This is a genomic window from Porcincola intestinalis, from assembly GCF_009696445.1.
Taxonomy (GTDB): domain Bacteria; phylum Bacillota; class Clostridia; order Lachnospirales; family Lachnospiraceae; genus Porcincola; species Porcincola intestinalis.
Map to the genome: position 1 here is coordinate 251,279 of NZ_VULZ01000003.1, position 24,906 is coordinate 276,184.

19 protein-coding genes, 1 tRNA gene and 2 pseudogenes are annotated in these 24,906 nt (G+C 52.3%); 4 read left to right on the forward strand and 18 right to left on the reverse strand.

Features of this window, described 5'->3' with window-relative positions:
- Positions 1 to 65 precede the first annotated feature (65 nt).
- The 7 genes from tpiA to FYJ35_RS04725 all read right to left on the reverse strand — a co-directional run bounded on the left by tpiA (position 66) and on the right by FYJ35_RS04725 (position 7,229).
- A complete protein-coding gene (gene tpiA / locus FYJ35_RS04695) occupies positions 66 to 818 on the reverse strand; it encodes a triose-phosphate isomerase (protein ID WP_154523871.1) in 753 nt (250 codons plus the stop codon).
- Between the two features lie 61 nt (positions 819 to 879).
- Positions 880 to 2,091: a phosphoglycerate kinase gene (locus tag FYJ35_RS04700; RefSeq protein ID WP_154523874.1), complete on the reverse strand. Its 1,212-nt coding sequence runs from the start codon at positions 2,089 to 2,091 to the stop codon at positions 880 to 882.
- A gap of 186 nt (positions 2,092 to 2,277) precedes the next feature.
- Positions 2,278 to 3,285 carry a type I glyceraldehyde-3-phosphate dehydrogenase gene (gene gap, locus FYJ35_RS04705; RefSeq protein ID WP_154523877.1) on the reverse strand — a complete coding sequence of 336 codons (1,008 nt, stop codon included), beginning with the start codon at positions 3,283 to 3,285 and terminating at the stop codon, positions 2,278 to 2,280.
- Between the two features lie 117 nt (positions 3,286 to 3,402).
- The gene (locus tag FYJ35_RS04710) at positions 3,403 to 4,602 is read right to left on the reverse strand and encodes a cysteine desulfurase family protein (RefSeq protein WP_154523879.1); all 1,200 of its coding nucleotides are present in this window, start codon (positions 4,600 to 4,602) and stop codon (positions 3,403 to 3,405) included.
- Positions 4,599 to 5,084, reverse strand: a complete 486-nt coding sequence (locus FYJ35_RS04715; protein ID WP_154523883.1) for an RrF2 family transcriptional regulator — start codon at positions 5,082 to 5,084, stop codon at positions 4,599 to 4,601. The genes FYJ35_RS04710 and FYJ35_RS04715 overlap by 4 nt, the downstream gene beginning before the upstream one ends.
- A 149-nt stretch (positions 5,085 to 5,233) precedes the next feature.
- A complete protein-coding gene (gene glgA, locus FYJ35_RS04720) occupies positions 5,234 to 6,679 on the reverse strand; it encodes a glycogen synthase GlgA (protein ID WP_154523886.1) in 1,446 nt (481 codons plus the stop codon).
- Positions 6,680 to 6,860: 181 nt separating this feature from the next.
- Positions 6,861 to 7,229: a RidA family protein gene (locus tag FYJ35_RS04725; protein ID WP_154524035.1), complete on the reverse strand. Its 369-nt coding sequence runs from the start codon at positions 7,227 to 7,229 to the stop codon at positions 6,861 to 6,863.
- 177 nt (positions 7,230 to 7,406) lie between these two features.
- Here FYJ35_RS04725 and FYJ35_RS04730 point away from each other — a divergent pair, with 177 nt between their 5' ends.
- Positions 7,407 to 7,682: a DUF1294 domain-containing protein gene (locus FYJ35_RS04730; RefSeq protein ID WP_154523889.1), complete on the forward strand. Its 276-nt coding sequence runs from the start codon at positions 7,407 to 7,409 to the stop codon at positions 7,680 to 7,682.
- Between the two features lie 134 nt (positions 7,683 to 7,816).
- Here the strand turns inward: FYJ35_RS04730 and tsf are convergent, their stop codons facing one another.
- The 6 genes and pseudogenes from tsf to FYJ35_RS04760 form a co-directional block, all read right to left on the reverse strand.
- Positions 7,817 to 8,755: a translation elongation factor Ts gene (tsf, locus tag FYJ35_RS04735; RefSeq protein WP_154523892.1), complete on the reverse strand. Its 939-nt coding sequence runs from the start codon at positions 8,753 to 8,755 to the stop codon at positions 7,817 to 7,819.
- A gap of 84 nt (positions 8,756 to 8,839) precedes the next feature.
- A complete protein-coding gene (gene rpsB, locus FYJ35_RS04740; protein ID WP_154523895.1) occupies positions 8,840 to 9,595 on the reverse strand; it encodes a 30S ribosomal protein S2 in 756 nt (251 codons plus the stop codon).
- A 302-nt stretch (positions 9,596 to 9,897) separates the two neighbouring features.
- On the reverse strand, positions 9,898 to 11,160 hold the full coding sequence (locus FYJ35_RS04745; protein WP_154523898.1) for an ABC transporter permease: 1,263 nt from the start codon (positions 11,158 to 11,160) through the stop codon (positions 9,898 to 9,900).
- Positions 11,161 to 11,175: 15 nt separating this feature from the next.
- Positions 11,176 to 13,386 (reverse strand): biotin/lipoyl-binding protein, encoded by a 2,211-nt coding sequence (locus tag FYJ35_RS04750; protein ID WP_154523901.1) that lies wholly within the window; start codon positions 13,384 to 13,386, stop codon positions 11,176 to 11,178.
- 125 nt (positions 13,387 to 13,511) lie between these two features.
- Positions 13,512 to 14,183 (reverse strand): annotated as a pseudogene (locus FYJ35_RS04755) (ABC transporter ATP-binding protein); the annotation flags it as partial.
- 14 nt (positions 14,184 to 14,197) lie between these two features.
- Entirely contained in the window at positions 14,198 to 15,730 is a 1,533-nt protein-coding gene (locus FYJ35_RS04760; protein ID WP_205839710.1) for an efflux RND transporter periplasmic adaptor subunit, read from the reverse strand.
- 215 nt (positions 15,731 to 15,945) lie between these two features.
- Here FYJ35_RS04760 and FYJ35_RS04765 point away from each other — a divergent pair, with 215 nt between their 5' ends.
- Positions 15,946 to 17,034, forward strand: coding sequence for a hypothetical protein (locus FYJ35_RS04765; protein ID WP_154523909.1), 1,089 nt, complete (start codon positions 15,946 to 15,948; stop codon positions 17,032 to 17,034).
- 62 nt (positions 17,035 to 17,096) lie between these two features.
- Here FYJ35_RS04765 and hemZ read toward each other — a convergent pair whose 3' ends face one another.
- The 4 genes from hemZ to FYJ35_RS04785 all read right to left on the reverse strand — a co-directional run bounded on the left by hemZ (position 17,097) and on the right by FYJ35_RS04785 (position 22,537).
- Positions 17,097 to 18,695 carry a coproporphyrinogen dehydrogenase HemZ gene (gene hemZ / locus FYJ35_RS04770; RefSeq protein WP_235906362.1) on the reverse strand — a complete coding sequence of 533 codons (1,599 nt, stop codon included), beginning with the start codon at positions 18,693 to 18,695 and terminating at the stop codon, positions 17,097 to 17,099.
- Positions 18,696 to 18,726: 31 nt separating this feature from the next.
- Positions 18,727 to 19,359, reverse strand: a complete 633-nt coding sequence (locus tag FYJ35_RS04775; protein ID WP_205839711.1) for an MBL fold metallo-hydrolase — start codon at positions 19,357 to 19,359, stop codon at positions 18,727 to 18,729.
- A 159-nt stretch (positions 19,360 to 19,518) separates the two neighbouring features.
- The gene (locus tag FYJ35_RS04780) at positions 19,519 to 21,783 is read right to left on the reverse strand and encodes a RelA/SpoT family protein (RefSeq protein ID WP_235906373.1); all 2,265 of its coding nucleotides are present in this window, start codon (positions 21,781 to 21,783) and stop codon (positions 19,519 to 19,521) included.
- A gap of 226 nt (positions 21,784 to 22,009) precedes the next feature.
- A complete protein-coding gene (locus FYJ35_RS04785; RefSeq protein ID WP_154523915.1) occupies positions 22,010 to 22,537 on the reverse strand; it encodes an adenine phosphoribosyltransferase in 528 nt (175 codons plus the stop codon).
- Between the two features lie 372 nt (positions 22,538 to 22,909).
- On the opposite strand from FYJ35_RS04785, the gene FYJ35_RS04790 reads away from it, so the two are divergent.
- Both FYJ35_RS04790 and FYJ35_RS04795 read left to right on the forward strand, forming a co-directional pair.
- Complete coding sequence (locus tag FYJ35_RS04790) at positions 22,910 to 23,155, forward strand: HPr family phosphocarrier protein (protein WP_154523918.1); 246 nt, start codon at positions 22,910 to 22,912, stop codon at positions 23,153 to 23,155.
- Between the two features lie 60 nt (positions 23,156 to 23,215).
- A tRNA-Arg gene (locus tag FYJ35_RS04795) sits at positions 23,216 to 23,289 on the forward strand.
- Positions 23,290 to 23,821: 532 nt separating this feature from the next.
- Here the strand turns inward: FYJ35_RS04795 and FYJ35_RS15345 are convergent.
- Positions 23,822 to 24,832: pseudogene (locus FYJ35_RS15345) on the reverse strand (recombinase family protein); the annotation flags it as partial.
- Positions 24,833 to 24,906: the final 74 nt, after the last annotated feature.

Sequence of the window (24,906 nt, forward strand, 5' to 3'; positions counted from 1 at the left end):
AGTCGATCCACCGGCATATGAAAAGGCAGGCCTCATGGCCTGCCCTTCATGGTCAGATATCTGTATTACTTATTGTAGTTGACAATTGCCGCAAAGTCAGCCTTGAGGGATGCGCCGCCGATCAGGCCGCCATCGATATCCGGCTTTGCAAGCAGCTCCTTGCAGTTGGACGGCTTCATCGATCCGCCGTACTGGATGCGGATCTTCTCAGCCGTATCCGAGTCATAGATCTCCGCGATGGTATCGCGGATTGCCTTGCAGACCTCCTCAGCCTGGTCAGCCGTTGCGGTCTTGCCGGTTCCGATCGCCCAGATCGGCTCGTAAGCGATGACCATGGAAGCCGCCTGCTCCTTTGTCACTCCCTGAAGATCAGACTTGATCTGAAGACGGATCCAGTCAAGGGTCACGCCTGCTTCTCTCTGCTCGAGCGTCTCGCCGCAGCAGAGGATCGGTGTCAGGCCATGCTCAAATGCCTTCAGAACCTTTTTGTTCAGGAACTCATCTGTCTCATTGAAGTACTGACGTCTCTCGGAGTGTCCGATGATGACCCACTTGCAGCCCGCATCGACAAGCATGTTCGGGGAAATCTCGCCGGTAAAGGCTCCCTTCTCCTCGATATACATATTCTCAGCGCCGACCGTGACGTTCGTTCCCTTCACAGCCTCGACAACCGGAACAATATCAACTGCCGGTACGCAGTAAACAACATCAGTGTCAGCTCCGACAACAAGTGGCTTCAGGGTCTCCACCAGAGCCTTCGCCTCGGTCGGAGTCATATTCATCTTCCAGTTGCCGGCAATAATCTTCTTTCTAGCCATGGATTTTTAATCTCCTTTTACTTCAATCAAATGTCTTTCGCTTCGAATGATCTTCTATTGATTACTCTGCATCGTCAGCAGCGACAACGCCCGGGAGGTCCTTCCCCTCCAGGAACTCAAGGGAAGCTCCGCCGCCGGTGGAGATATGCGTCATCTTGCTGCCATAGCCAAGCTGGTTGACAGCTGCCGCAGAGTCGCCGCCGCCGATGATGGTGACGGCATCTGTCTCTGCAAGTGCTGCCGCAACTGCCTTTGTCCCCTTTGCAAGAGTCGGGTTCTCGAACACCCCCATTGGTCCATTCCAGACAACCGTCTTTGCAGTCTTCACAGCGTCCGTGTAGAGAGCAACCGTCTTCGGTCCGATATCCATGCCCATCTTGTCAGCCGGAATCTTGTCCGCATCGACAACCGCAGTCTCAATCTCCGCATCGATTGGCTCCGGGAAATGATCGGTCACAACCGCATCGACCGGAAGAAGGAGCTTCTTGCCAAGCTTCTGTGCCTTCTCAAGCATCTCCTTACAGTAATCAACCTTCGTCTCATCGAGCAGGGAGGTTCCGACCTCGTAGCCCTTTGCCTTCAGGAAGGTGTACGCCATACCGCCGCCGATGATCAGCGTATCGCACTTCTCAAGCAGGTTGGAGATGACGTTCAGCTTATCAGCAACCTTTGCGCCGCCAAGAATCGCGACAAACGGGCGCTTCGGATCGTCGACAGCATTGCTGAGATACTTGATTTCCTTCTGCATCAGATAGCCGACAACACAGTCACCCTTGATATACTTTGTGACACCGACATTGGAGCAATGTGCTCTGTGAGCAGTACCAAAAGCGTCATTGACAAAGACATCTGCCAGGGAAGCAAGCTCCTTGGAGAACTCCTCCCCGTTCTTGGTCTCCTCTGCTCTGTAGCGAGTATTCTGAAGCAGAATCACATCCCCGTCCTTCATCGCCTCAACAGCAGCCTTTGCGTTCGGGCCGACAACGTTATCGTCCGCTGCAAACTTTACTTCCTGTCCGAGCAGCTCGCTCAGGCGTGCAGCAACCGGAGCCAGGGAAAGCTTCGGATCCGCGACTCCCTTCGGTTTTCCAAGATGAGAGCAAAGGATAACCCTTCCGCCGTCTGCAATCAGCTTCTTGATCGTCGGAAGTGCTGCTACCAGACGGTTCTCATCCGTGATCTTGCCATCCTTCAGCGGAACGTTGAAGTCGCAGCGGACCAGAACTCTCTTGCCTTTTACGTTGATGTCATCAACGGTCTTCTTTTTCAGCATGTCAGTATGCCTCCTTTTTGAATACCAGGTTAGCAGGCTCTTCTGTCTTCCCTTTGGGCGTCTGTTCCCAAAAGAGAACAGGTCCGGGGCCAGCGTCCTGTCATATTTTTCCTGAAACCGAAGAAAAGGTCCGGTCCTTTCAGACCGGACCTCCTCAGGTCTTATCGTAATTCAGTTGAGATTCAATTACTGAAGCTCAGAGAAGTACTTGATGGTGCGAACCATCTGGCTGGTGTAGGAATTCTCGTTGTCATACCAGGAAACAACCTGAACAAGCGTCTTGCCATTGCCCATATCAAGAACCTTTGTCTGGGTTGCATCGAAGATGGAACCAGCCTTGCTGTTGATGATATCAGAGGAAACGATCTCATCGGTGTTGTACTCGAAGGACTCGGTGGACTCCTTCTTCATCTGAGCATTGACATCATCTGCAGAAACCACTCCGTCGACAACAGCGTCAAGGATGGTGGTGGATCCTGTAGCAACCGGTACACGCTGAGCTGCGCCGTTCAGCTTTCCGTTCAGCTCCGGGATAACCAGGCCGATTGCCTTAGCTGCGCCGGAGGAAGCCGGAACAATGTTCTGAGCTGCTGCACGGCTGCGGCGAAGGTTACCCTTTCTCTGCGGTCCGTCAAGAACCATCTGATCGCCGGTGTAAGCGTGAACGGTGGTCATGAATCCGGACTCAACCGGTGCCAGATCGTTCAGAGCCTTTGCCATCGGTGCAAGGCAGTTGGTTGTGCAGGAAGCTGCGGAGATGATGGTATCGGAAGCCTTCAGGGTCTTGTGGTTGACATTGAAGACGATGGTCGGAAGGTCGTTGCCTGCCGGAGCAGAGATGACAACCTTGCGAGCGCCTGCATCGATGTGAGCCTGAGCCTTTGCCTTGCTGGTGTAGAAGCCGGTGCACTCCAGAACGACATCGATCTTCAGCTCGCCCCACGGAAGATCCTTTGCATCCTTCTCCTTGTAGATCTCGATCTCTTTGCCGTTGACAATGATGGAATGATCGGTAGACTCAACAGTGCCCTCATAATGACCATGAGTTGTATCATACTTAAGAAGATAAGCAAGCATCTCCGGGCTGGTCAGATCGTTGATTGCGACAACATCATAACCCGGTGCCTGAAACATCTGACGGAATGCAAGGCGTCCAATACGGCCAAAGCCATTGATTGCAACTCTTACTGCCATAATTTAATCCTCCTGGATAAAGAAAAACTATAAGTTTTCTGTCGAGCCGCCATCATAACCGCAAGCAGTCCACGGCGCTCAACCTGTTAAATATTCTACATTCACTTTTCCGAAAAATCAAGTATATGCCCGAAGTTTCCGGACATCCTGCTCGAGGATTCCCGCTGTCTGTGTGATCTCCTCCTTGGTATTGAACGCGCCGATGCTGAACCGCACACTGCTTCTTGCCTGCGCGTGGTTTCTTCCGACCGCAAGCAGAACATGAGAGGAATCCAGTGAGCCGGCGGAGCACGCACTCCCGGATGAAGCACAAATCCCCTGCATATCAAGCAGCGCCAGCAGCGCTTCACCGTCCACTCCTTCAAAGCAGAAATTCGCGTTGCCGGGCAGCCTTCTTATTTCAGAGAAACGCTCATCCTCCGCTGCAGCCGGCCCGTTCAGCAGCGTTCCCGGAATTCTGCCCATGATCTGCCTGATCAGCTGATTGCGGAGGCATCTTTCATGCTCCATCCGGTCCTTCATCCGCTTGCCTGCAGCCTCCGCCGCCTTTGCGAATCCGACGATTCCCGGAACGTTCTCGGTTCCGGCGCGTTTTCCACGCTCCTGTCCGCCTCCGTGAATGAAGGATGGCAGATGAATGCCTCTTCTGATATAAAGAAAGCCCACCCCCTTCGGACCATAAAGCTTATGGCTGCTGGCAGAAAGCAGGTCAATGCCCATATTCTTCACGCTTACCGGGATCTGTCCATATGCCTGGACAGCGTCTGTGTGAAACAGGATGCCGTGATCGTGTGCAATCTGTCCGATTCTGGCAACCGGCTCAACTGTGCCGATTTCATTGTTTGCAAGCATCACGGAAATCAGAACCGTCTCTTCCCGGATCGCCCGCTCCACTTCCTCCGGATTGATAAACCCTTCCATATCCGGCTGAATGAACGTGACCTCCGCCCCCTGTTTCTGCAGCCACTCACAGGTGTGCAGGACTGCGTGATGCTCAATCGCCGTGGTGATGATATGCGGTGGTCTTTTTCTGCCCTTGTCCAGCGCCAGTTCAACCGCACCCTTGAGCGCCCAGTTGTCCGCCTCGCTTCCCCCGGAGGTAAAATAGATTTCGTCCCTGTCTGCACCGATCAGATCTGCAATCGTCTTTCTGGACTGCATGACTGCACCGCGGCAGAGCTGCCCTGCCTCATACACAGCAGAAGCATTGCCATAGGTTTCTGTAAAAAACGGCAGCATGGCCGAGACTGCCTCGGGCAGCATCCTTGTTGTTGCCGCATTGTCCAGATAGATGAATTCCGGTTTATCCCCGCTCATCTCTTTCCTCCCGCCGCACAGCCGGGAAGCTCGTCCGGATGACCGGTTCGTGCTTTTCTCGATTCTTTGACAAGCTCAGACAGGTAGATGCCATCGACCGTATCCGTGATCGCCGTGTTGATTTTCTCCCATACATACTTTGACACGCACATCTCGGCCCCGGCACAGCCGCTCTCCTTCCCGGACGACTCCGACTTCAGCCCCGGACAGGAGACTGCATCTGTACTGCCCTCGCAGGCCCTCAGCACATCGCCTACCGAGATTTCAGATGCATCCCGTCCAAGCCTGTAGCCTCCCTGTGCTCCTCTGCTCGATGTGACAAGCCCGGCCTTCTTCAACGAAGATGCCAGCTGTTCCAGATAGGACTCCGACATACTCTCCCTTCGGGCAATGCTGCTCAGTGAGACCGTCTCCTCATCCATATGAGATGCAAGATCAATCATAGCCCGAAGGCCATACCTGCCCTTCGTGGATAATTTCATGCTCGTTCTTTCCTCCGATATTTTAATCCTAGTATTTTACTTGGAATTAAAAAAATATATCACAGGACAACCGAGGCGTCAAGAAAGAAGAAGGGACAGCGAGACTTCCCCCGCTGCCCCTTCTTCTTTTTATTTCTTCTTACTCCTGCTTACCAGCCCAGCAGATGATCGTACAGCTCCTCATACTGTTTTGCAGAGGTCTTCCACGAGAAATCCTTCGCCATCGCGCGGTCAATCATCTTGTTCCACTCTCTTCTACGGTTATAGAAGACATCCATCGCGTACTTGATCGTGCCAAGCATTTCATGAGCATTATAGTTTGCAAATGAAAATCCGGTTCCGGTCGATTCATATTCATTGTAGGGCTCCACCGTATCCTTCAGTCCGCCCGTTTCCCTGACAATCGGGATGGTCCCGTAGCGAAGGCTCATCAGCTGGCTGAGTCCGCACGGTTCAAACAGGGACGGCATCAGGAATGCATCGCAGGATGCATAAATCTTGTGGCTCATCGCTTCAGAATAATATATGTTTGCCGAGACCTTTCCCTGATATTTCCACGCGAAATGACGGAACATATTCTCATATCGTTCCTCGCCTGTTCCAAGCACAACAATCTGCAGATCCTGCTGGCAGATCTCGTCCATCATGTACGCAATCAGGTCAAAACCCTTCTGGTCTGTCAGTCTTGAAACAATGCCGATCATAAACTTCCGGTCGTCCTGCTCAAGCCCCAGTTCCCGCTGCAGCGCCCTCTTGTTCTTGATCTTCTCCTTGCGGAAGTTTCTTGCATTATAGGGCTGCTCGATAAACTGATCGGTCTCCGGATTGTACTCATCATAGTCAATTCCGTTCACAATTCCGCTCAGGCAGTTGGAGCGCGCGCGCATCAGTCCATCCAGACGTTCCCCATAGAACGGCGTCTTAATCTCCTCCGCGTAGGTTCTGGACACCGTCGTGATCCAGTCTGCGTACACGATACCGCCCTTCAGATAATTGGCATCCCCGTATGCCTCCAGCTTATCCGGCGTAAAATAGGACTTGTCAAGCCCTGTGATATCCTGAATGGTCTTCACATCCCAGACTCCCTGAAACTTCAGGTTGTGAATGGTCATGATCGATTTCATGTTCCGGTAGAAGTCGCCCTGATGGAAGCTGTCCTTCAGATAAACCGGGACAAGTCCTGTCTGCCAGTCATGGCAATGGACAATATCCGGCTGGAATCCGATGACCGGAAGCGCGGAGAGCGCCGCTCTTGAGAAGAACGCGAACTTTTCCACGTCCTGATAAATATTTCCATAGGGCTTTGGCCCTGCGAAATAGTACTCGTTGTCAATGAAGTAGAAATGTACGCCCTGGTATTCCATCTCCAGGATACCGACATACTGGCTTCTCCAGGACAGGTCCATATAGAAGTGGGTCAGATACTGCATCTTATCCTTCCACTCCTGTCTCATACACATATACTTCGGCAGGATCACGCGGCAGTCATACTTCTCCTTGTCGAAGCACTTCGGCAGCGATCCAACCACATCGGCAAGGCCGCCTGTCTTGATAAACGGCACGCCCTCCGATGCCACAAACAGTATCTTTTTCATGCTGATATCCTCCAATCCTTTCCGGGATTTTCACGTTCTGTTTCCCATATCATAACTCATCTGAACAAATATATCCACAGTTGATCTTATTTACGAATTCATTTGCGAATGACATTCCGAAAAAAGTCCCCGGAAAATCGCTTCTCCGGGGACACCTCTGTCCTTCTGTCTGATCACTTTATCAAACTTCTGCGACGGCCTCGATCTCGCACCCTACGCCAAGCGGGAGGTCCTTCACAGCTACACAGCTGCGTGCCGGCTTCGAAACAAAATACTTCGCATAGACTTCGTTGAATGCCTTGAAATCCTTAATGTCTGCAAGGAAGCAGGTTGTCTTGACAACCTTCTCAAAGCCGCTTCCAGCTGCCTTCAGAATCTCTCCGACATTCCTGCAGCTCTGCTCAGCCTGCGCTGCGATATCCTCCGCGAACTTTCCTGTCTGCGGATCAATCGGTGTCTGTCCGGACACAAATACGAGTCCTCCGGTCACGATTCCCTGGGAATAAGGGCCGATTGCCGCCGGTGCCTTCTCTGTCGATACAACCTTCATCATTCCGCCTCCTTTTTCTTTATGAAATCCTGTGACAATTATACCTGCCCCCGCAGCAGAAAATCAAGCTCCCTCTTTTCCCTGTCAGATAAACGCTGTATCATCATGTCTGAATGGCAGCCGGGGATCATCGGATCAGCGGGCTGCATACCTGTATATGATAGGAGGTTTTTCTATATGGATGCTGTTGCGACCCTGTATCTGATTGTGCTGAATGTCATCACGTTGATGGTCTACGGCGCCGACAAGTACAAAGCCGTCCACAATCAGTGGCGGATTCCGGAGAAAACACTGCTCATCCTGGCCGCTGCCGGCGGCAGCATCGGGGCCCTGGCAGGTATGTACCTCTTTCACCATAAGACGAGGAAACCGAAATTCTCCATCGGTGTCCCATCTGTTCTGGTGATTCAGATCATCCTATTCCGTCTGCTGCAGGTCCGTATCATAAAATAATCTGATCGGCTCCGCCATCATCTCGAGCTCCGCACTCGATGATGAGCGGTCGGTTTCATAAAAAAGGGATGCTGCATGGCATCCAAGTGCCATGCGCATCCCCTCTTTTACTTCAAATCCTGACAATGCAGGTTTTACTTCTGCAGCTGTGCAGCAACCTCTGCTGCAAAGTCCTCGTTCTTCTTCTCCAGCCCCTCACCGGTCTCGAAACGGACAAAGCCCTTGATGTTGATCTTCGCGTTCTGAGCCTTCGCCACAGAAGCGACATACTGTGCAACAGACTGCTTTCCGTCCTCCGCCTTGACATACTCCTGGTCAAGCAGGCAGATCTCCTTAAGCTCTTTCTTCAGACGGCCCATAACCGCACCGCTGATAACCTTCTCCGGCTTTCCAGCCATCTTCGGATCATTCTTTGTCTGCTCTGTCAGGATTGCAATCTCATGATCCTTGTAATCCTGCGGAACCTCTGCATCGCTGGTATATTTCGGATTCAGGGCTGCGATCTGCATTGCGATGTTCTTGCCCATCTCACGGACAGCTTCGTTGTCCACATCAGACTCAACATCGACCAGAACGACAATCTTGCCGTTCATATGCGTGTAGCCGGTGACAAAGCCATTCTGCTCCTCAAGCTGCTGGAAGCGGCGGATCTTCAGATTCTCACCGATGACGGCAATCATGCTTGCATTGTACTCTGCAACCGTCTTTGTCGGATCTGCCTTGCTGGTCTCAGCAAGAAATGCATCAATATCTGCAGCCTTTGTGTCAAGAGCCTGGTCCGCAACAGTCTTGACATAGTTTCTGAACTTCTCATTCTGAGCAACGAAGTCGGTCTCGGAGTTGACCTCAACCGCAACACCCTTCTTTGCATCCTCAGAGACAACGATCATGGAAAGGCCTTCGGAAGCAATTCTTCCAGACTTCTTCTCCGCCGTTGCAAGTCCCTTCTTGCGGAGCCACTCAATTGCTGCCTCCTTGTCGCCATTCGTTGCGACGAGCGCCTTCTTGCAGTCCATCATACCGGAACCGGTCTCTTCTCTCAGTTCTCTAACCAGAGCTGCTGTGATAGCCATATATATCCTCCTTCAGTATGAAGTGCGGAAGTACGCGGGGCTCCCGCACCTGTTCATTTTGGAATTAATGATCAAAGGCATCCCTTACTCGGCTGCTACTGCATCAACCGGTGCTGCCTCTTCCTCAGTCTCAGTCGACTCACCCTCAGCCTGCTCCATGCCCTGGCGCGCCTCAATGACTGCGTCCGCCATCTTGGAAACGATCAGCTTGACGGCGCGGATTGCATCGTCATTACCCGGGATGACATAATCAAGGTCCTCCGGATCGCAGTTGGTATCGCAGATACCGATCAGCGGAATACCCAGCGCGTGAGCCTCCTCGACGCAGATTCTCTCCTTCTTCAGATCGACGATGAAGATCGCATCCGGAAGCTTCTTCATCTCCTCGATACCGCCGAGGTTCTTCTCAAGCTTGTCAAGTTCCTTCTTCAGCTTGATGACTTCCTTCTTCGGCAGGACATCGAATGTCCCGTCCTCTTCCATCTTCTTGATGTCCTTCATGCGCTTGATGCGGCTCTGAATGGTCTTGAAGTTGGTCAGCATACCGCCGAGCCATCTCTCATTGACATAGAACTCTCCGCATCTCTCAGCCTCTGCCTTGATGGAGTCCTGCGCCTGCTTCTTGGTTCCGACAAAGAGGATGCTTCCCCCGTTTGCAACGATGTCTCCGACAGCATTGTATGCGTCATCGATCATGCCGACCGTCTTCTGAAGGTCAATGATATAGATGCCGTTGCGCTCTGTATAGATATACGGAGCCATCTTGGGGTTCCATCTTCTTGTCTGATGTCCGAAGTGAACGCCTGCTTCCAGCAGCTGCTTCATAGAAAGTACACTCATGTCATATCTCCTTTGGTTTTGTTCTTCCGCACGTTTCAGGTCTGTGAAAGCCCGGATGGGCACCCTTCGCAGAATCCGCATGCGTGCTTTTTTCGCAACTTTTTCAGTTTATCATTGTTTTCTTTACTGTGCAACCAGTTTCTTGCACAGTTTCCACACAGTTTCAGCCCACAGTCTCAACCCAGTTTCCACCCACAGTCTCCACGGTCTCCACGCACAGTTTCCACCCACAGTCTCCATATTCAGGTTCTGCGCGGTACAGGTTCCTCGGCCATTCTATGCGCAATTGCCGCATAAGGTTTTCACTCCCGTCTCAGCGCATTGATCGGATCCATTCTGGCTGCTTTCTGAGCAGGCAGAAGGCCGGATATAACACCGATCAGCATGGAAATCAGAACAGCACCTGCCGACCACGGGATGGAAATCGCGACCGGGATGCCGGAAAAGCGATTGATCAGGTAGGAAAGCAGGACACCGACTCCGACGCCAATCAGACCGCCCATCGTTGTCAGCACTGCTGCCTCTGTCAGAAATTGTCCAAGGATGGCACTCTGCCTTGCACCGATGGCTTTCTTCAGGCCGATCTCCGCCGTCCGCTCTGTAACAGAGACGAGCATGATATTCATGACGCCGATTGCGCCGACCAGGAGCGATATCCCCGCGATCCAGATCAGCTGCATGTTCGCTGCGGCTGTAAGCTTCTGCTGACTCTTGACAATCCCGAGCAAATCCTCCGCCTGGTACTTTGGCGTGTCATCGGATGTGCTGGTGATCGTCTGATTCAGGATCTTGGCTGCTGCCCCGCCGGCAGTCGTCATATCATCCGTTGAGGTTGCCTTCACGATCACATTTTCCGGTTCATCGTAATTGAATACTATCGGCCAGTCCGCCTTCGGAATAAAAAACAGTCCGTTTGAGTTATCCTGGTTGTTGTAATAATCCTCCACTGTCTGGATATCGGGTTCGTAGTCGTCCGGCTCATACATGACGCCGATCACTGTAAATGGCTGCCCCATGAACTCGACCGTTTTCCCGAGCGGATCCGTATCCGGAAACAGCTTCTGAGAAGCAACCTGATCGAGAATCATCACCTTCCTGAACAAAGTGTAGTCACTCTCCAGAAATGCTCTCCCGGTTTTCAGGCGATACCCGACGGTGTCAAAGTAGACATCGTCCACACCGTACATATTGAACTGACTGACAGAATTGTCCCCATAGAATACAGAGCTGTCCGTCACAAACCGTTTATTGTAGAGGGTGACCTGCTTCACCGTCTTCAGATCCGCAATCTTCTGTCTGGTCTCGTCAGCAATCGGCTGCACATTCTGCGGCACCGATGATGCATCATAGATGCTCAGCTCCTGCCCTCCGGAAGAAAGGCTTACCTTCACTGTGTTGTTCCCCGATCCCACCAGCTTGTCGCGCAGCGCGTCATTTGTCCCCTTGATCGTGGATACAATCGACATGATGGACGCAATTCCGATGATAATTCCAAGCATGGTAAGAAACGAACGCATCTTGTGCGAAGCGATTCCCCGGAATGCAAGTCTGATATTCTCAAGCATGTATTTCACACTCCTTCAGCCGACGCCATAGTAGCTTCCGCTGACTGCGCTCAGCGTCTCGACTTCTTTCGTCGGCGCGCCGTCCTTCACATCGTCTCCATACGGGAAGGCAATGTAATCATCCGAGCTGAGCCCGGACAGAATCATCGTGATCCCATACCCTGTATCCTTGGTCTTCACATATTTTCTCGTAAGCTTTCCGTCTTCTCCGCGCACATAGCAGAAACTCTTTCCGGCGGAGTCCGTCCGGATCAGATAAGGAGGAAGCATCAGGCCGGATTCTGTATCCTGGGATGTCACGCTCAGCTCAACCGTCGACCCTGCTGTCAGCCCTTCTGCCTCGTCAATATACGCCAGGAACGGATACTGGGAGGAATTCTGGTCATTCGTTGAATCATAGTAGTACACATTGCTGCCGGAGTCGGACGGATACTTGGAGATCTCCGTGATTTTCGCTGTAAATGTACTTCCGGTATCCCACGAGGTTCCCGAAATCATATCTCCGACCTTCAGGCTGTCGAGCGACCGCTCACTCAGCGTTCCCTGGACATACATGCCGGCCTTCCCGGTAATGACAATGAACCCGCCGGATGAAGGCTGCTCCGTCGTTGTTCCTGCCTGCTTCACAATTCCATCCATCGTGGCTGTGACTGTCTCGTTCTGGAGATTTGCGTCATATTCCTTGATCGCCAGGTCTGCCTCCCGGATCTGAAGCTGGCACTCGACAATGTCCTTTTTCTGCTGTTCGATCGCCTGCTGAAGCTCCTGTGCGGTCGTTCCGCCGTCGCCGCCGTCGTCACCCGGCATGCCAGGTTCTGTCATCTCCATCTCTGTCTGCTGAATCGGGTTCTCCGGGAACAAAGTCTGCCCGTTCAGGTTCAATGTCTGAATCAGCCCGGTAAAATATGCTCCGTAGCTCTGATCGCCAAACGAAGGGTCATTGAGTGCCGAAAACTCTGTTGAAAAAACGATGTTTCCGCTTTCATCAACCGTACATGCACTGCTCTGCAGCTGATAGTAGGCATCCGCCGCCGCATGGATTTTTTCAGAAGCTGCGCTGACGGCTGCCGAATCGTAGGCGCCGGACGGGTTCATCTGTCCCGGAAAAATCTGCCGGACCGCATTGATGAACTGATAGACGCAGAGCCTGTCATAGGCCTGCTGGAGAACCGTCGCCGTCGCACTGCCCGTCATCGCCGTTACCCGACTTTTCACAGCATAGACCGTCACCGTCCTTGATGCGCCGAAGAAGTCTGTCACGGTTGTTTCGCCGCTGTCGGCCAGCTTTGAGCGAAACAGCTCAAACGCCTCCTGAAAGACTGCGGTGGCGGCGTCTGATGAAAGATTGTCAAAGCCTTCATTTGCCAGGCCAGTCAGGCGGTTCACATCAGAAAGGAAGGTGTTGACCGCGGTCAGTGTATCCGGATCTGCCTCCTGTGTGCCGTCACCGTCATCCTGGATGACTGTCTGCCCATCCCCCGGCAAATCATCGCTGCCCTCGTTTCCCGGGTCAATGATGACCTGGTTGCCGGTGTCTTCACTGCCGCCGGAGACAACCGTTCCGTCATCTCCGGACGCTTCTTCGGGATTCTCTGCCACCGGGCTCTGTGCCTGTGCACTTCCGGCACTTTCTCCGCTCTGACTGCTGTCTGCAGAAGAAGCCGCAGCTGCCTGCCCCTGATCGGATACGGCTGTGTCCGCTGCCTGCGTCAGTGTACTGTCTTCGTTCTCCACATCGGCACTGTCATCATCCGAATCTGCATTCGATGTATCGGCTCCGTTAAAAAACTGATATTCATTCCCGCTCCCGTAGTTAGCCGGGAGTCTGCCGCTCTGCATCGTCGCCAGGTCCTTCTGCATGCTGGTCAGCGTCAGCTCAAGTCCCTGCCTTGTCAGGTCCTGTGCCTCACGCTTGAGCTTGTCAAGATCCATGTCATAGGTCATCAGCTTGTCGCCCTTTTTGACCTTGTCCCCCTGCTTTACATAAACCTTCCTGATGGTATGCGACGTATCAAGCTCCACGGACTGTGTATCCTTTGAGATAATGGTTCCGTACAGTGTGCTGGTTGCTCCCATGCCTCCCATAGAAGCCTCGTTGACACTCGGAACCGATACAACCTCGACCGGCTGAGCCTTTTTCTTCATACCCATCCCGATTCCGTAAGCCGTTCCGACAATCAGCGCCGTCCCGGCCGTGATGGAAATGATCAGTCCCTTCACCTTCATGATGGCTCCTCCTTTGTCAAAGAGCCGTGTCTGAGCCGTTCTGCAGAGCGCTGCCTCATTCTGGCAAGCGCTTCCTCAGCTTCTGCCTCCGCTTTACGCTCCGCCTGCTGTGCCGCATTGACCTGCCCGTTCCGCTCTGAGATTACACCGTCAAAAATATCGCAGACTCTTCTCGCATAGGCTGCAATATCAGGTGAATGCGTGATCATAATCACGGTGACCCCTTCCTCATTCAGCTGCTGGAACAGCTCCATGATCTGGAGACTGGAATGAGAGTCCAGGGCGCCGGTCGGCTCGTCCGCCAGGAGGATCCCCGGGCGGTTCACCATCGCCCGGGCGATTGCAACCCTCTGCTTCTGACCGCCTGAAAGCTGCCCCGGGGTGAATGCAACCCTGTCGCCCAGCCCGACCTTCTCCAGCGCCTCGCGTGCTCTTTCCCTGCGTTCCTTTTTCGGCACCTTGGCATAGACAAGCGGAAGGGCAACATTCTCAAGCGCCGTCTCCCTTGCAAGAAGCTGGAAATTCTGGAAAACAAACCCCAGGTTCATGAGTCTGATCTTTGCGAGCGCATTGTCATCCTTGCCAAGGACATCCTCCCCATTGAGTTCATATGTCCCTGAATCGGGTCGATCCAGGCAGCCGATGATATTCATGAGAGTTGATTTCCCACTGCCGGACGGCCCCATGATGGCGACGTACTCTCCCTTTTCTACATGGAGCGATACATCGTGAAGCACAGGGACATCCAGCTTGCCTGTATGGTAGGCTTTGTTGATATGTTCTAACTTCAGGATCAATTGAATGCCTCCGCTCAGTTTATCCCATCACTGTTCGCCGAATCATCCGCTACCTGGGCCTCCGACGACTGATCAATCGGGACCATGGGAACCTCCGTCTCCTCGCTGTCGGCATCATACACCTCTGTCCCCTCCGTCCCGGACTCTGTCCCGGAAAGATCAAGATTCGCACCGTCCCCGATAAACGGGCTCCCGACTCCGCCTATAACCCCTTCAGGCAGCGTCTCGGTCTCCGAGGTGCCTTCCTCGTTCAGGCTCACCTCGCCCGCAGCCGTATCATCATTATAGGCAACCGGCATCCCCTCCTTCAGGCTGTCCGATGGCTGACAGATATAATCATCCGCACCAAGGCCGCTCTTTACCTCGGTTTTCTGCTGGTCCTTGTCTTCCTCCCCCAGCTCTACCTTCCGCTTTTCAAGCGTGTTATCGTCTGATGCTGCCCAGACATAGGTACTACCGTCGGAATCTCTGACAAAATAGTAATCATCAAGCCAGATCCCCGGTTTCCGGTCGGCCTGTCCGAGATCCTGTTCGATATAGACATGCTGTCCGAGCATCAGACCGTCGGAGGAATCCAGTTCCACATAGAACGGGTAGTTGGTGGAGCCGCTGCCGCTGCTGTCCTGGTCCGAGTATCCGGAATTGCTGCCGGCGCTGCTGTCGCTGCCCTGATCGGTCTTGATCTGCGAAATCGCGCCCTTCCAGATGGTGGACGCATCCACCCGGGAATGCACCAGAACCTGTTCTCCGACGTAGATCGATCCGATATTCTGCTCATTGCACGACGCCTTGATCCGGTAGGTCCCGACCTTGAGAAGTGTAATGTAAGCAGAGGAGTTACCGGAATCAGTTGAATAATCCTGCGAATCCGAATCCCCGGAAGCTGCATTCTCGTTGATCGTCTTGACAACTCCGTCGATATCCGAGGTCACCGTCGAGTTCTCAATCTGTTCATTGATACTGTCAATCTTGGCCTGCTTGGACTTGAGTTCGAGCTTCTGCTGTTTGAGGTTGTTCTGTTCCTCCAGTGCCTGCAGCTTTTTTTCCGGCGTATTGGCAGATGCAAGCTGTTTCTCCAGCTCCTTTGCCTTCGCCTCCGACACGTCAACCGAATTCTGAAGCCGTTCAAGGTCAATCTTCGCCTGCTCCAGCTTGTCCTTCATCGATTCAGTATCATATCGGAAGAGCTTGTCGCCCTTTTTAACCTCGTCGCCTTCCTGAACATAGGTCTCCGCAACCTTTCGTCCGCTGGCGATGCTGTATTTCTTGGTTTCCTGCGGTTCAACCTTCCCGGAGAACTTCTCAATCAGGCCATCCCCGCTTCCCAGATTCGCCAGTGTCCGCACGCTGTCAAGATAGACAGCGTTCGGGTCCGTGGAGGACACCCTGCCTTCCGCATTTTCCGTCTCCTCTTCCCTGCTGAGGGCCGGGATCACCTTTCCAAGATAATCGTGCGTAAATGTCTGAAGCTTTCCTGTTCTGTAGAGCCCGTATCCGGTTCCCGCGACAGCAGCTACGATTACAAGTGTGACAATTGCCTTCTTCATAGACATGAACCTGCCTTTAATCTCCAGTCTTCGGCTCGGTGTATGCGAGCCTGATCCGTTCCCATCTTACGGCTGATCTGTGACAGAAACGTGAACATCCCATTATTATATCTACATTTATCGATATTGACTTTCCAATATTCATTCAGTACAATGTTTTCATGAAAATACTGAATAAAAACAAATTAATACCTGCTGTTTTATGTACCTGTACCGTGGCTGTGCTTGTCTGGTTCGGCATTGCCCGGCATGTCCATCGGCTGAACGCACCTGAGAAGGCCGTCCGGGACAGTCTCGGGCTGATCGAGCAGCTGGACAGCAAGGATGCCGCTGACCTTTTTACGCCATCTGCCTCCGGCGCTCAGAGCGCCTCCTTCTCCGATCTGTCTGATACCGGCAGGGAAGCGCTTCGCGCCTATTTATCCGGGTTTTCTTTCAGCATTCTGGACAGTCACATCGACGGTGAAACCGCGGCGGTTGACGTGGAGGCGACTGGCTTTGATGCGGATGCACTTGCCAGGGCAATCCGGAAAACGCAGCTTCGCCAGGAATATAACGAAAAATTTTCCGATACGTCCACCGAACCCCCCGATGAAGACGACCTCTCCGGTGAAGGGCAGGAGGATAAGGTCTTTACCCTGATGAAAAACGCCCTCTCTGACGGAAGCTTTCAGAAGACAGAGACCAGGGAAACGCTCCATCTCACAAAAAGCAGAGGAAGCTGGACCGTCATCTCCGACAGTGCCCTCCGCACGCTCCTGACGGGCGGACTAATCGAAAAGCTGAATGATCCGGATCTTCTGAGCCCGGAGGACGTTCTTTCCGTTTACCTTGACCGCTTCAAGACCATGTCTCCTCAGGAATGGGCAACAGAACTGAATTCCCCGAACCTCTTCCAGACCTCCTCACAGGACAGTGAACAGCTGAGTGAACTGTTTTATCAGAAGGCTGCAAGTGTATTCAAATACACGACTGATGAAGTGCGGGCGGAAGGCAGCGTCGCACAGGTTTCCACTCAGGTAACGGTTGTCGACATGTCCTCCGTGCTTTCCTCGTACCGTCAGAAGCTTATCGCCTATGCGAAAACAACGGACTCCATCACGGCTGATGATTCGGCTCTCTCCAGAAAAAGCGTCTCGCTTCTGAGAGAAGCCCTTGAGGAGAACGCGGACCCGAAGACGGTTTCTGTCAGTATCCGCCTTGAGAACAGCAAGAGCGGCTGGCAGATCGTGGATACCTCCGGACTGACGAATGCCCTTCTCGGCGACATGACCGCAGCCACTGATCTCTTCCATGAAAGCTGATCATACTCCCATCCGGCCGTCTGTACAAGAAACAGCTCTGCAACAGTCAAATTTTCCGGCTGTCAGCGCAGGACATCCTTTCTCTGAATCATTTCATCGATTCTGTCAAGATAGCTTCTCACATCCTTGACATTCTCAATCCGCTCGATCCGTCCGCCGGGATAAATCACCTTGGTTGACCCCGAAGCGCCAAGCGCCAGAATGCTCTGGACCTCCTCCATAATCAGAATATTGTAGAGCCCCGCATGTCCGGCCTTTGCGTAACCGACATTTTCAAAATTGCCGGCCATGTTTTTCTGCCTATACAAGTAGTACGGCGTCATTCCCAGTCTCCGGCAGGTCTGATGCGCGCGCTCCATAATCTCATCTGACGCCTGAAAGGAAATGGACTCATATTCATCCATATGCAGTGCCAGCCGCGCTGCTCGTTTCAGTGCGAGCGCATGTACCGTGATGTCGTCCGGATCCAGCCGTTCCAGCGCGCTCATTGTCCGGTCGACCTCCTCAGGTCCCTCTCCCGGAAGCCCGACGATCAGATCCATATTGATGTTATCGAATCCCATCGATCTGGCAAGTCTGAATGCCTCCTCTGTCTGCTCCACCGTGTGTTTTCTACCGATCAGATCCAGAGTTTTCTGATTCATCGTCTGCGGATTGATGGATATCCGGCTGACACGATGCTTTCTCAGCACCGCAAGCTTTTCCTCCGTGATCGTGTCCGGTCTTCCAGCCTCTACTGTGAACTCCAGAACCCGATCCATGTCAAAATGCTCTTCCAGCGCACAGCAGACCCGTTCCAGCTGCTGCGCGGTCAGCGTTGTCGGCGTTCCTCCCCCGATGTAGACCGTCTGCAGCTCTCTTCCCGGAAAGCACGGCCGCTCAGCATGTCTTCCGCAGGACGCCATCTCATGGATCAGCGCATCGACATAGTGGTCCGTTTCTTTCTGCCAGACTCTGATCGTTCCGGACGAAAAGGAACAATACAGACAGATACTCGGGCAGAATGGAATCCCGATATACAGGGAGTATCCCCTCTCCGGGTGCATTTTCCTCAAAATCCGCTGCTCTCTCGATGCGATTGATACCGCCAGCCCAGCCTTCCGGGCGCTCACAAGATACTCAGCCTGCAGGTCCGCCTCTGCGGATGCCTCATCCCGATCGTTCTCAAGCAAAGCAGACGCCAGCTTCACCGGTCTGATCCCTGTCAGATCTCCCCACGGAAGCGTCCTGCCCGTCAGCGAGGACAGGCAGCCGTACAGGCAGCGCTTGAGCGCATTCTTGACCGACAGCCTTTTCTGTGACTCTGGCAGCTGCGTCCACGCAAGGCTTTCCGGCAGCTGTCCGGTCTGGAGCTTTTCTCCGGCTTTTGCCGTCTGCCTGACCAGCAGCTGATCCGCCCTCCTGGCTTCAGCCGTGATGCTCCTGTCCGAGATTGTGACCTCAATTGTCAGCTGCTCCCGCGAAAGGATTCCTTCTTCCTGCCCTGTGTCCAGACCATCACGGTAGGTTCCCGGCACATCGCCGGACGCCCGGCCATTCTGGGAGTCTGGCGTGCAGACGCTGACCGGAATCCCCTGAAAAAATGCGATTACCAGCGTGTAGACATCGTACTCATAGCTTCTGTCGTTCAGGATGATCCTGACCATCTTTTCTTCTGTCATCTGATTCCTGCCTCTGTCTGCCATCCATCTGTTACCTGTTCACATATGGATTGTACTTCCGCTCATGTCCGATGCTGGTTCTGCCTCCATGCCCGGGCAGGACTGCGACATCGTCCGGAAGCGTCATCAGCCTCTTGACGGAGGCAATCAGGGAAAGCGTGCTGCCTCCCGGAAAATCCGACCGTCCCACTGACTCTTCAAAAAGCGTATCCCCCGAAAACAGCAGCTTTTCCTGCGGAAAATAATAGCAGGCGCTTCCCACTGTGTGTCCCGGTGTCAGAAGAACGGTCGCTTCCGTTCCAAGGACCTTTACCTTCTGTCTGTCCAGGAAGAACAGATCAGGCTCAATGGCCCGCGGATGCCCGAACATGGAGGAAAGATTGTAATAAATGGACTCGCAGAACTCTTCCTCCTCCTTCGACACATAGCAGAGCAGGCCGTATTTCCGCTTGAGATCGCTTACGGATCCCATATGGTCGTCGTGCCCGTGCGTCAGCCAGATCGAAACCGGCTTTGCCTGATGATCGTCAAGCCATGAGACAATATTCTCCACACCGTCTGACGGATCAATGATCAGGCACTCCTTTGTCTCTGTATTCATCACCAGGTAGGTATTGGTCGGAAGCTGCCCAAGCTCCAGACAATCTACAGTCAGTACTGCCATCCGTTCTCTTCCTCCTGTCCCCTGTCGGATATCCTGCAGAAAATCGCTGCCTGCTGAAGCCTCCTGACAGACGTTTCCGGACATGTTCTCTGCAGATATCAAAAAGGACGTCCGCATCTGCGGGCGCCCTGTTATCCTGCCATCATCCAATCTCTTGTCTCAGCCGGTTGCGCGCTCGATGTCGATCACTGAATCCACCTGTCTGATCTTCTCAATGAGTTCACGAAGCGCTGCCTTTCCGGGAACCTGAAACTCATAGGTGATCGTTGCAAGCCCCTGCCTGTTTGTCCGGGAGGACACCCCCTGTACATCGATCTTCCGCTCCGTCAGAATCTTTGTGATGTCAACCAGAAGGCCTGTCCGGTTGTGCGCGAAGATTCGGATTTCCGCCATGTACAGCTTGTTTCCGTCTCCGGTTCTTGCATCGTCCGCCCACTCGACATTGATCAGCCTGGATCGCTCAGACTGCGGCAGATTGACAACATTGACGCAGTCTGTCCGGTGAATAGTAATACCGCGCCCGCGCGTGATGAACCCGACAATCTCATCTCCCGGAACCGGACTGCAGCACTTGGAGAGCCTGACAGACACATCATCAATCCCATGAACGATGATTCCGCTTTTGGACCTCGTCACCTTCCCGGGTTCCTTCTGGCTGCTGCCGTTGAGGATATCGGCATCTGTCACCTGATTGCTGTGATCCTTTGCATAGCACTCCTGAAGCTTGTTGACAATCTGTCCTTCCTTCAGTCCGCCGTGACCGACAGCCGCCAGAACAGAATCCCAGTCGCGGAACCCATACTTGGAGGTCGCTGCTTCCGTATAATCAGGCTTTGTCAGCTCCGAGTAGTTCAGTCCCTTCGCCCTGCAATAGTTCTGAAGCGCTTCCTTCCCGCGCTGGATATTGTCTTCCTTGCGTTCCTGCTTGAACCACTGGTTGATTTTGTTCTTTGCCTGCGTGCTTTTTACAATTGAAAGCCAGTCACGGCTCGGCCCCTTCGAATTGGCAGACGTGATAATCTCGATCCGGTCTCCATTCTGGATCACATAATCGATCGTCACCAGCTTGCCATTGACTCTCGCACCAACCATCCGGTTTCCAACCGCAGAATGGATGCTGTAGGCAAAATCGATGGGTGTCGATCCATTTGGCAGCGTCTTAACATCCCCTGCGGGCGTGAAGCAGTAGACGTTCTCATTGAAGAGATTCAGATCACTCTTGAGCAGCGACAAAAATTCCTTGTTGTCCGACTCCTGCTGCCATTCGAGAATCTGGCGCAGCCAGTTCATCTTCTCCTCTTCCTGCTGCGGAGAGGTCTTCCTGCCGTCGGAGGCTTCCTTATACTTCCAGTGTGCCGCGATACCATATTCAGCAACACGATGCATATCGACCGTCCGGATCTGGATCTCAAACGGAGAACCGTTCGGTGCGATCAGCGTCGTATGGAGCGACTGATACATGTTCTCCTTCGGCATCGCGATGTAGTCCTTGAACCGGCCCGGAACCGGCTTGTACATCTCATGTATGATCCCGAGTGCCGCATAGCAGTCCGGGACAGTGTCCACAATGATTCGGACTGCAAACAGATCATAAATCTGGTCGATGGTTTTATTCTGGTTCACCATCTTCTTATAGATGGAGAAGAAATGCTTTGCGCGGCCGTACACCTCCGCCTTGATGCCGGCTTCCTTCATCTTCGCGGAAACATCCTTCACGATTCCGTTGACGAAGGCCTGCCGCTCAGAGCGCTTCAGCGCAACCTTCTCCACCAAGTCATAGTAGACATCCGGCTCCAGGTACTTCAGGGACAGGTCATCCAGCTCGACCTTCACCTTGCTGATACCGAGGCGCTGTGCAATCGGAGAGTAGATATCCAGTGTTTCTCTGGCTTTTTCCTTCTGTTTTTCGGGCTTCATGTACTGAAGCGTCCGCATATTGTGAAGACGGTCCGCCAGTTTGATCAGAATGACCCGAATATCCTTGGCCATGGCCAGAAACATCTTCCGGAGATTCTCGGCCTGCATCTCCAGCTTGTCAGCCGAGTAGGACAGCTGCCCCAGCTTTGTGACGCCATCGACCAGAAGTGCAACCTCCTCTCCAAACTCCTTGCGGAGCTCGTCGAGTGTCATGATCGTGTCTTCCACAACGTCATGCAGAAGTCCGGCTGCGATCGTCTCCTTGTCCAGTTCCAGATCGGCAAGGATGATCGCCACACAGAGCGGATGAATGATATACGGCTCCCCTGACTTCCGCTTCTGATTCCTGTGGGCCTCATCCGCCACGTGGAACGCCTTTTCCACCAGCGTGATGTCATCAGAGGGATGGTACTTGCGGATACTTGCGATCAGTTCCCTGTACAGATCGTCCGGACTGGTGAAGTCTTCCATCGTCTTCGGTCTGGCATCTGCCTGGCGGATCAGCATCCGGTCATCGTCGGTCTCTGAAGGCGCAGAAAGGCCCGCGGGCTGTGTCATCTTCCGGTCTCCAAGCCCCAGCGGGACCACGACCTTCTCTTTCTGTCCTTCCGGCGTCTCTCCCGAAACTGCCACTTTCATCTTCTCTTCCGCCATATACACCTCAGGCTTCTTCACCTGCCATTACTGATGCCTGTATTCCCCGCTCTCCGCGTCCTGGAAGCTGTCAGGTTCCTCAGGCACCAGCATACCGGATCACGGACTCCACATCGTAACCCTCAAGGTTCTTCCGGCCATTTAAACCGGCAAGTTCCATCAGGAATACACACCGGTCAACCTTTCCGCCAAGCCGCTCGATCAGCTTGATCGCAGCCGCCACTGTACCGCCTGTCGCAATCAGGTCATCCACGATCACAACACGCTGTCCCGGCTTGATTGCATCCTTATGGATCTCGATGGTTGCCTGGCCATACTCCAGATCATATGTCTGTTCAATCGTCTCGCAGGGCAGCTTCCCTTTCTTGCGGACCAGAACAAATGGCTTGTGCTGGTTATAGGCAATCGGCATCCCGAAGAGAAAACCTCTCGATTCCAACCCAACCACCACATCGTATTCGTCAGGATCGCCGCACAGCTTCTGCATCTCGTCAATCGCCAGATGAAGACCATCTGCATCCTGCAGAACGGATGTAATATCGCGGAACATGATCCCCTTTTTCGGGAAATCTGGTATGGTTCTTACATAATCTTCGACTTTCTTCATGAGAACAGCCCCTCCACTGCCATAGTCCTCCAGTAATGTCTGCTGTCTGAAGACTGATTTCTCCTCACAGCCATCAGGCAGATAAACACGGAGTTCAGTATATCATTCGAATTTCTTCCTTGCAAGGATGGGTCTCCGCCCTGTTCACCCGCCTTTTCCAGCCTCATTATTTATTTAATCTTCCTTTAGCTTTGCTCCCAGAATGTACATCTGTTTATACATACTTTCCATAAATGTTTAAACAGCTCCTTTTTATTTGAGCAGTTCTGTAATTGACGCTCTTAATTTCTTATGTTAGTATTTTGAAAGGCTTCAGCGGAAACGTCGCTGGGGTATCCGGCAAAGGAAAGTACAGGCAAAGGGGTGTGTTACATGGTTAGTCAGAAAATCAGCAAAACTCGTGAAGACGGGATCGGGGAAGTCATTCCGCAGATTGTTCAGACGGCATGTGCGTTTAAGAGCGTGATCACATTCGAAGTGAACGACAAGCATGTCAATGCAAAGAGCATTATGGGTGTCATGGCTCTCGCAAGCCAGAATGCACCGCAGCTTCAGGTCACGGCCGATGGTGAAGATGAAGCGGAAGCTGTACATGCAATTGTCGAACTGATCAGTTGACAAAAAAGTACTTGACATTCAGCGCTTCCAGCAGTAGTATACACTTTGTTGTCACGAAATGTGTGCGTAGCTCAGCTGGATAGAGCGTCTGGCTACGGACCAGAAGGTCGCGGGTTCGAATCCTGTCGCGCACGTTTTTAAAGGCAAACACGAACATTTATTTGCCTTCATGGCCGCCTCTGATATCATATCAGAGACGGCCATCTCTTTTTTTTCTACATTCATCCCGCTGCGAATGTTATAGAAAATAACTACATGATTGTCATATACATAAACTGAGTTTATAAACGTATCAATGATATTGTGACAGAATTTATCATCATTAATATCTCCTGTTGTAAACTTGTACAGCCAGGCAGACACTTCTTCTTTCGACAATCCTATACCCGCAGCGACTTTCATTTTTGAGAGATCTTCTTGCGTATCGGCTCGCTGCACTTCCAGATTCTCTATATGGGCATAAATTCTCCCATGTACGGATTTAGGAGCGTCCGAAAGAGTATCCACAAGCCGGTCAAGTTCTCCCTCAATTTTTTTCAGCCTAGATTCCAATTCATGTATTTGAACTTCGGAGAAATTCTTCTTGTACTCCCGTACAACTCTTTCTGAGATATACTCAATTTGATCCGGCTCTAAAATATACTCTAGTGTCTTATTGACCACAAACTGTTCGAGGTCTTCCTTCTTCTCATTTTTCTTTGGACACCTGTAGGGATGTTTCCTGTGTGAACATCGATAATAATGATAAATCATTTTACTTTTCGATGTTCCGGATACTCCGACCATAGCTTCTCCACATGTTCCGCAATATAGTTTCCCGCTTAAAAGGTACTCGACTTTTGCTTTTCGGGCAGCAGGAGCCCTGGATCGAAGTTTAATCTGCGCCTGTACTTTTTTAAATGTTTCTTCGTCAACTAGCGGGACAGCCATCCCCTCAACAATCTCCCCTTTAAACGTACCTTTTCCGATATATACAGGGTTTCTCAGGACAGAATTAAAGCTTCCATACGTTAGCAGGTTCCCATTTGGGGATTTTATCCCCTTCGACTCCATCTCACGGATAAGATCTGCCTTTGCTCTTCCTGAAGCATATTGTTCAAAAAGGTAGCGTACAATGGGTGCCGTTTTTTCATCTGGCACCAGTTTTCCTTTCTCTACCTTGTACCCATACGGCAGGTGACCACCGTTCCAATGGCCTTTTAATGCCGTTTCACGTTTGCCCCGCTTAGTGTTTTCTGAGAGATTGGCGGAATAATATTCTGCCATGGATTCCAAAAGGCCTTCCAGAATGATGCCCTCTGGGCTGTCTGTGATATTCTCCATGACAGACACTACTTTTACTCCATATTTCTTCAGCTTTGCCTTATAAATCGCGCTATCATATCGGTTTCTAGCGAATCGATCCAGCTTCCAAACGATTACAAGCTGGAATTTTCTCGTGCTCGCATCAGAGATGAGGCGTTGGAATTCTGGGCGCTTGTCTTTTGTCCCAGATATCGCTCTATCAATATATTCACCTATAACAAGGATGTCTTTCTGCTTTGCCCATGCATAATTATCACGCAACTGCCCTTCTATGGATTGCTCGTTTTGGTTAGATGACGAATATCTGGCATATATAACAGCTTTTGTCTGCATAATCCCGCCTTCATTTTTGTGTAAAGGAAGGAGCCGCATTTCACAGCGGCTCCTTTTTATTGCTTTTTTTCGATGTTTCCTTTTTCATCCGGCTTGCGTGGTAGCGGAAGCAG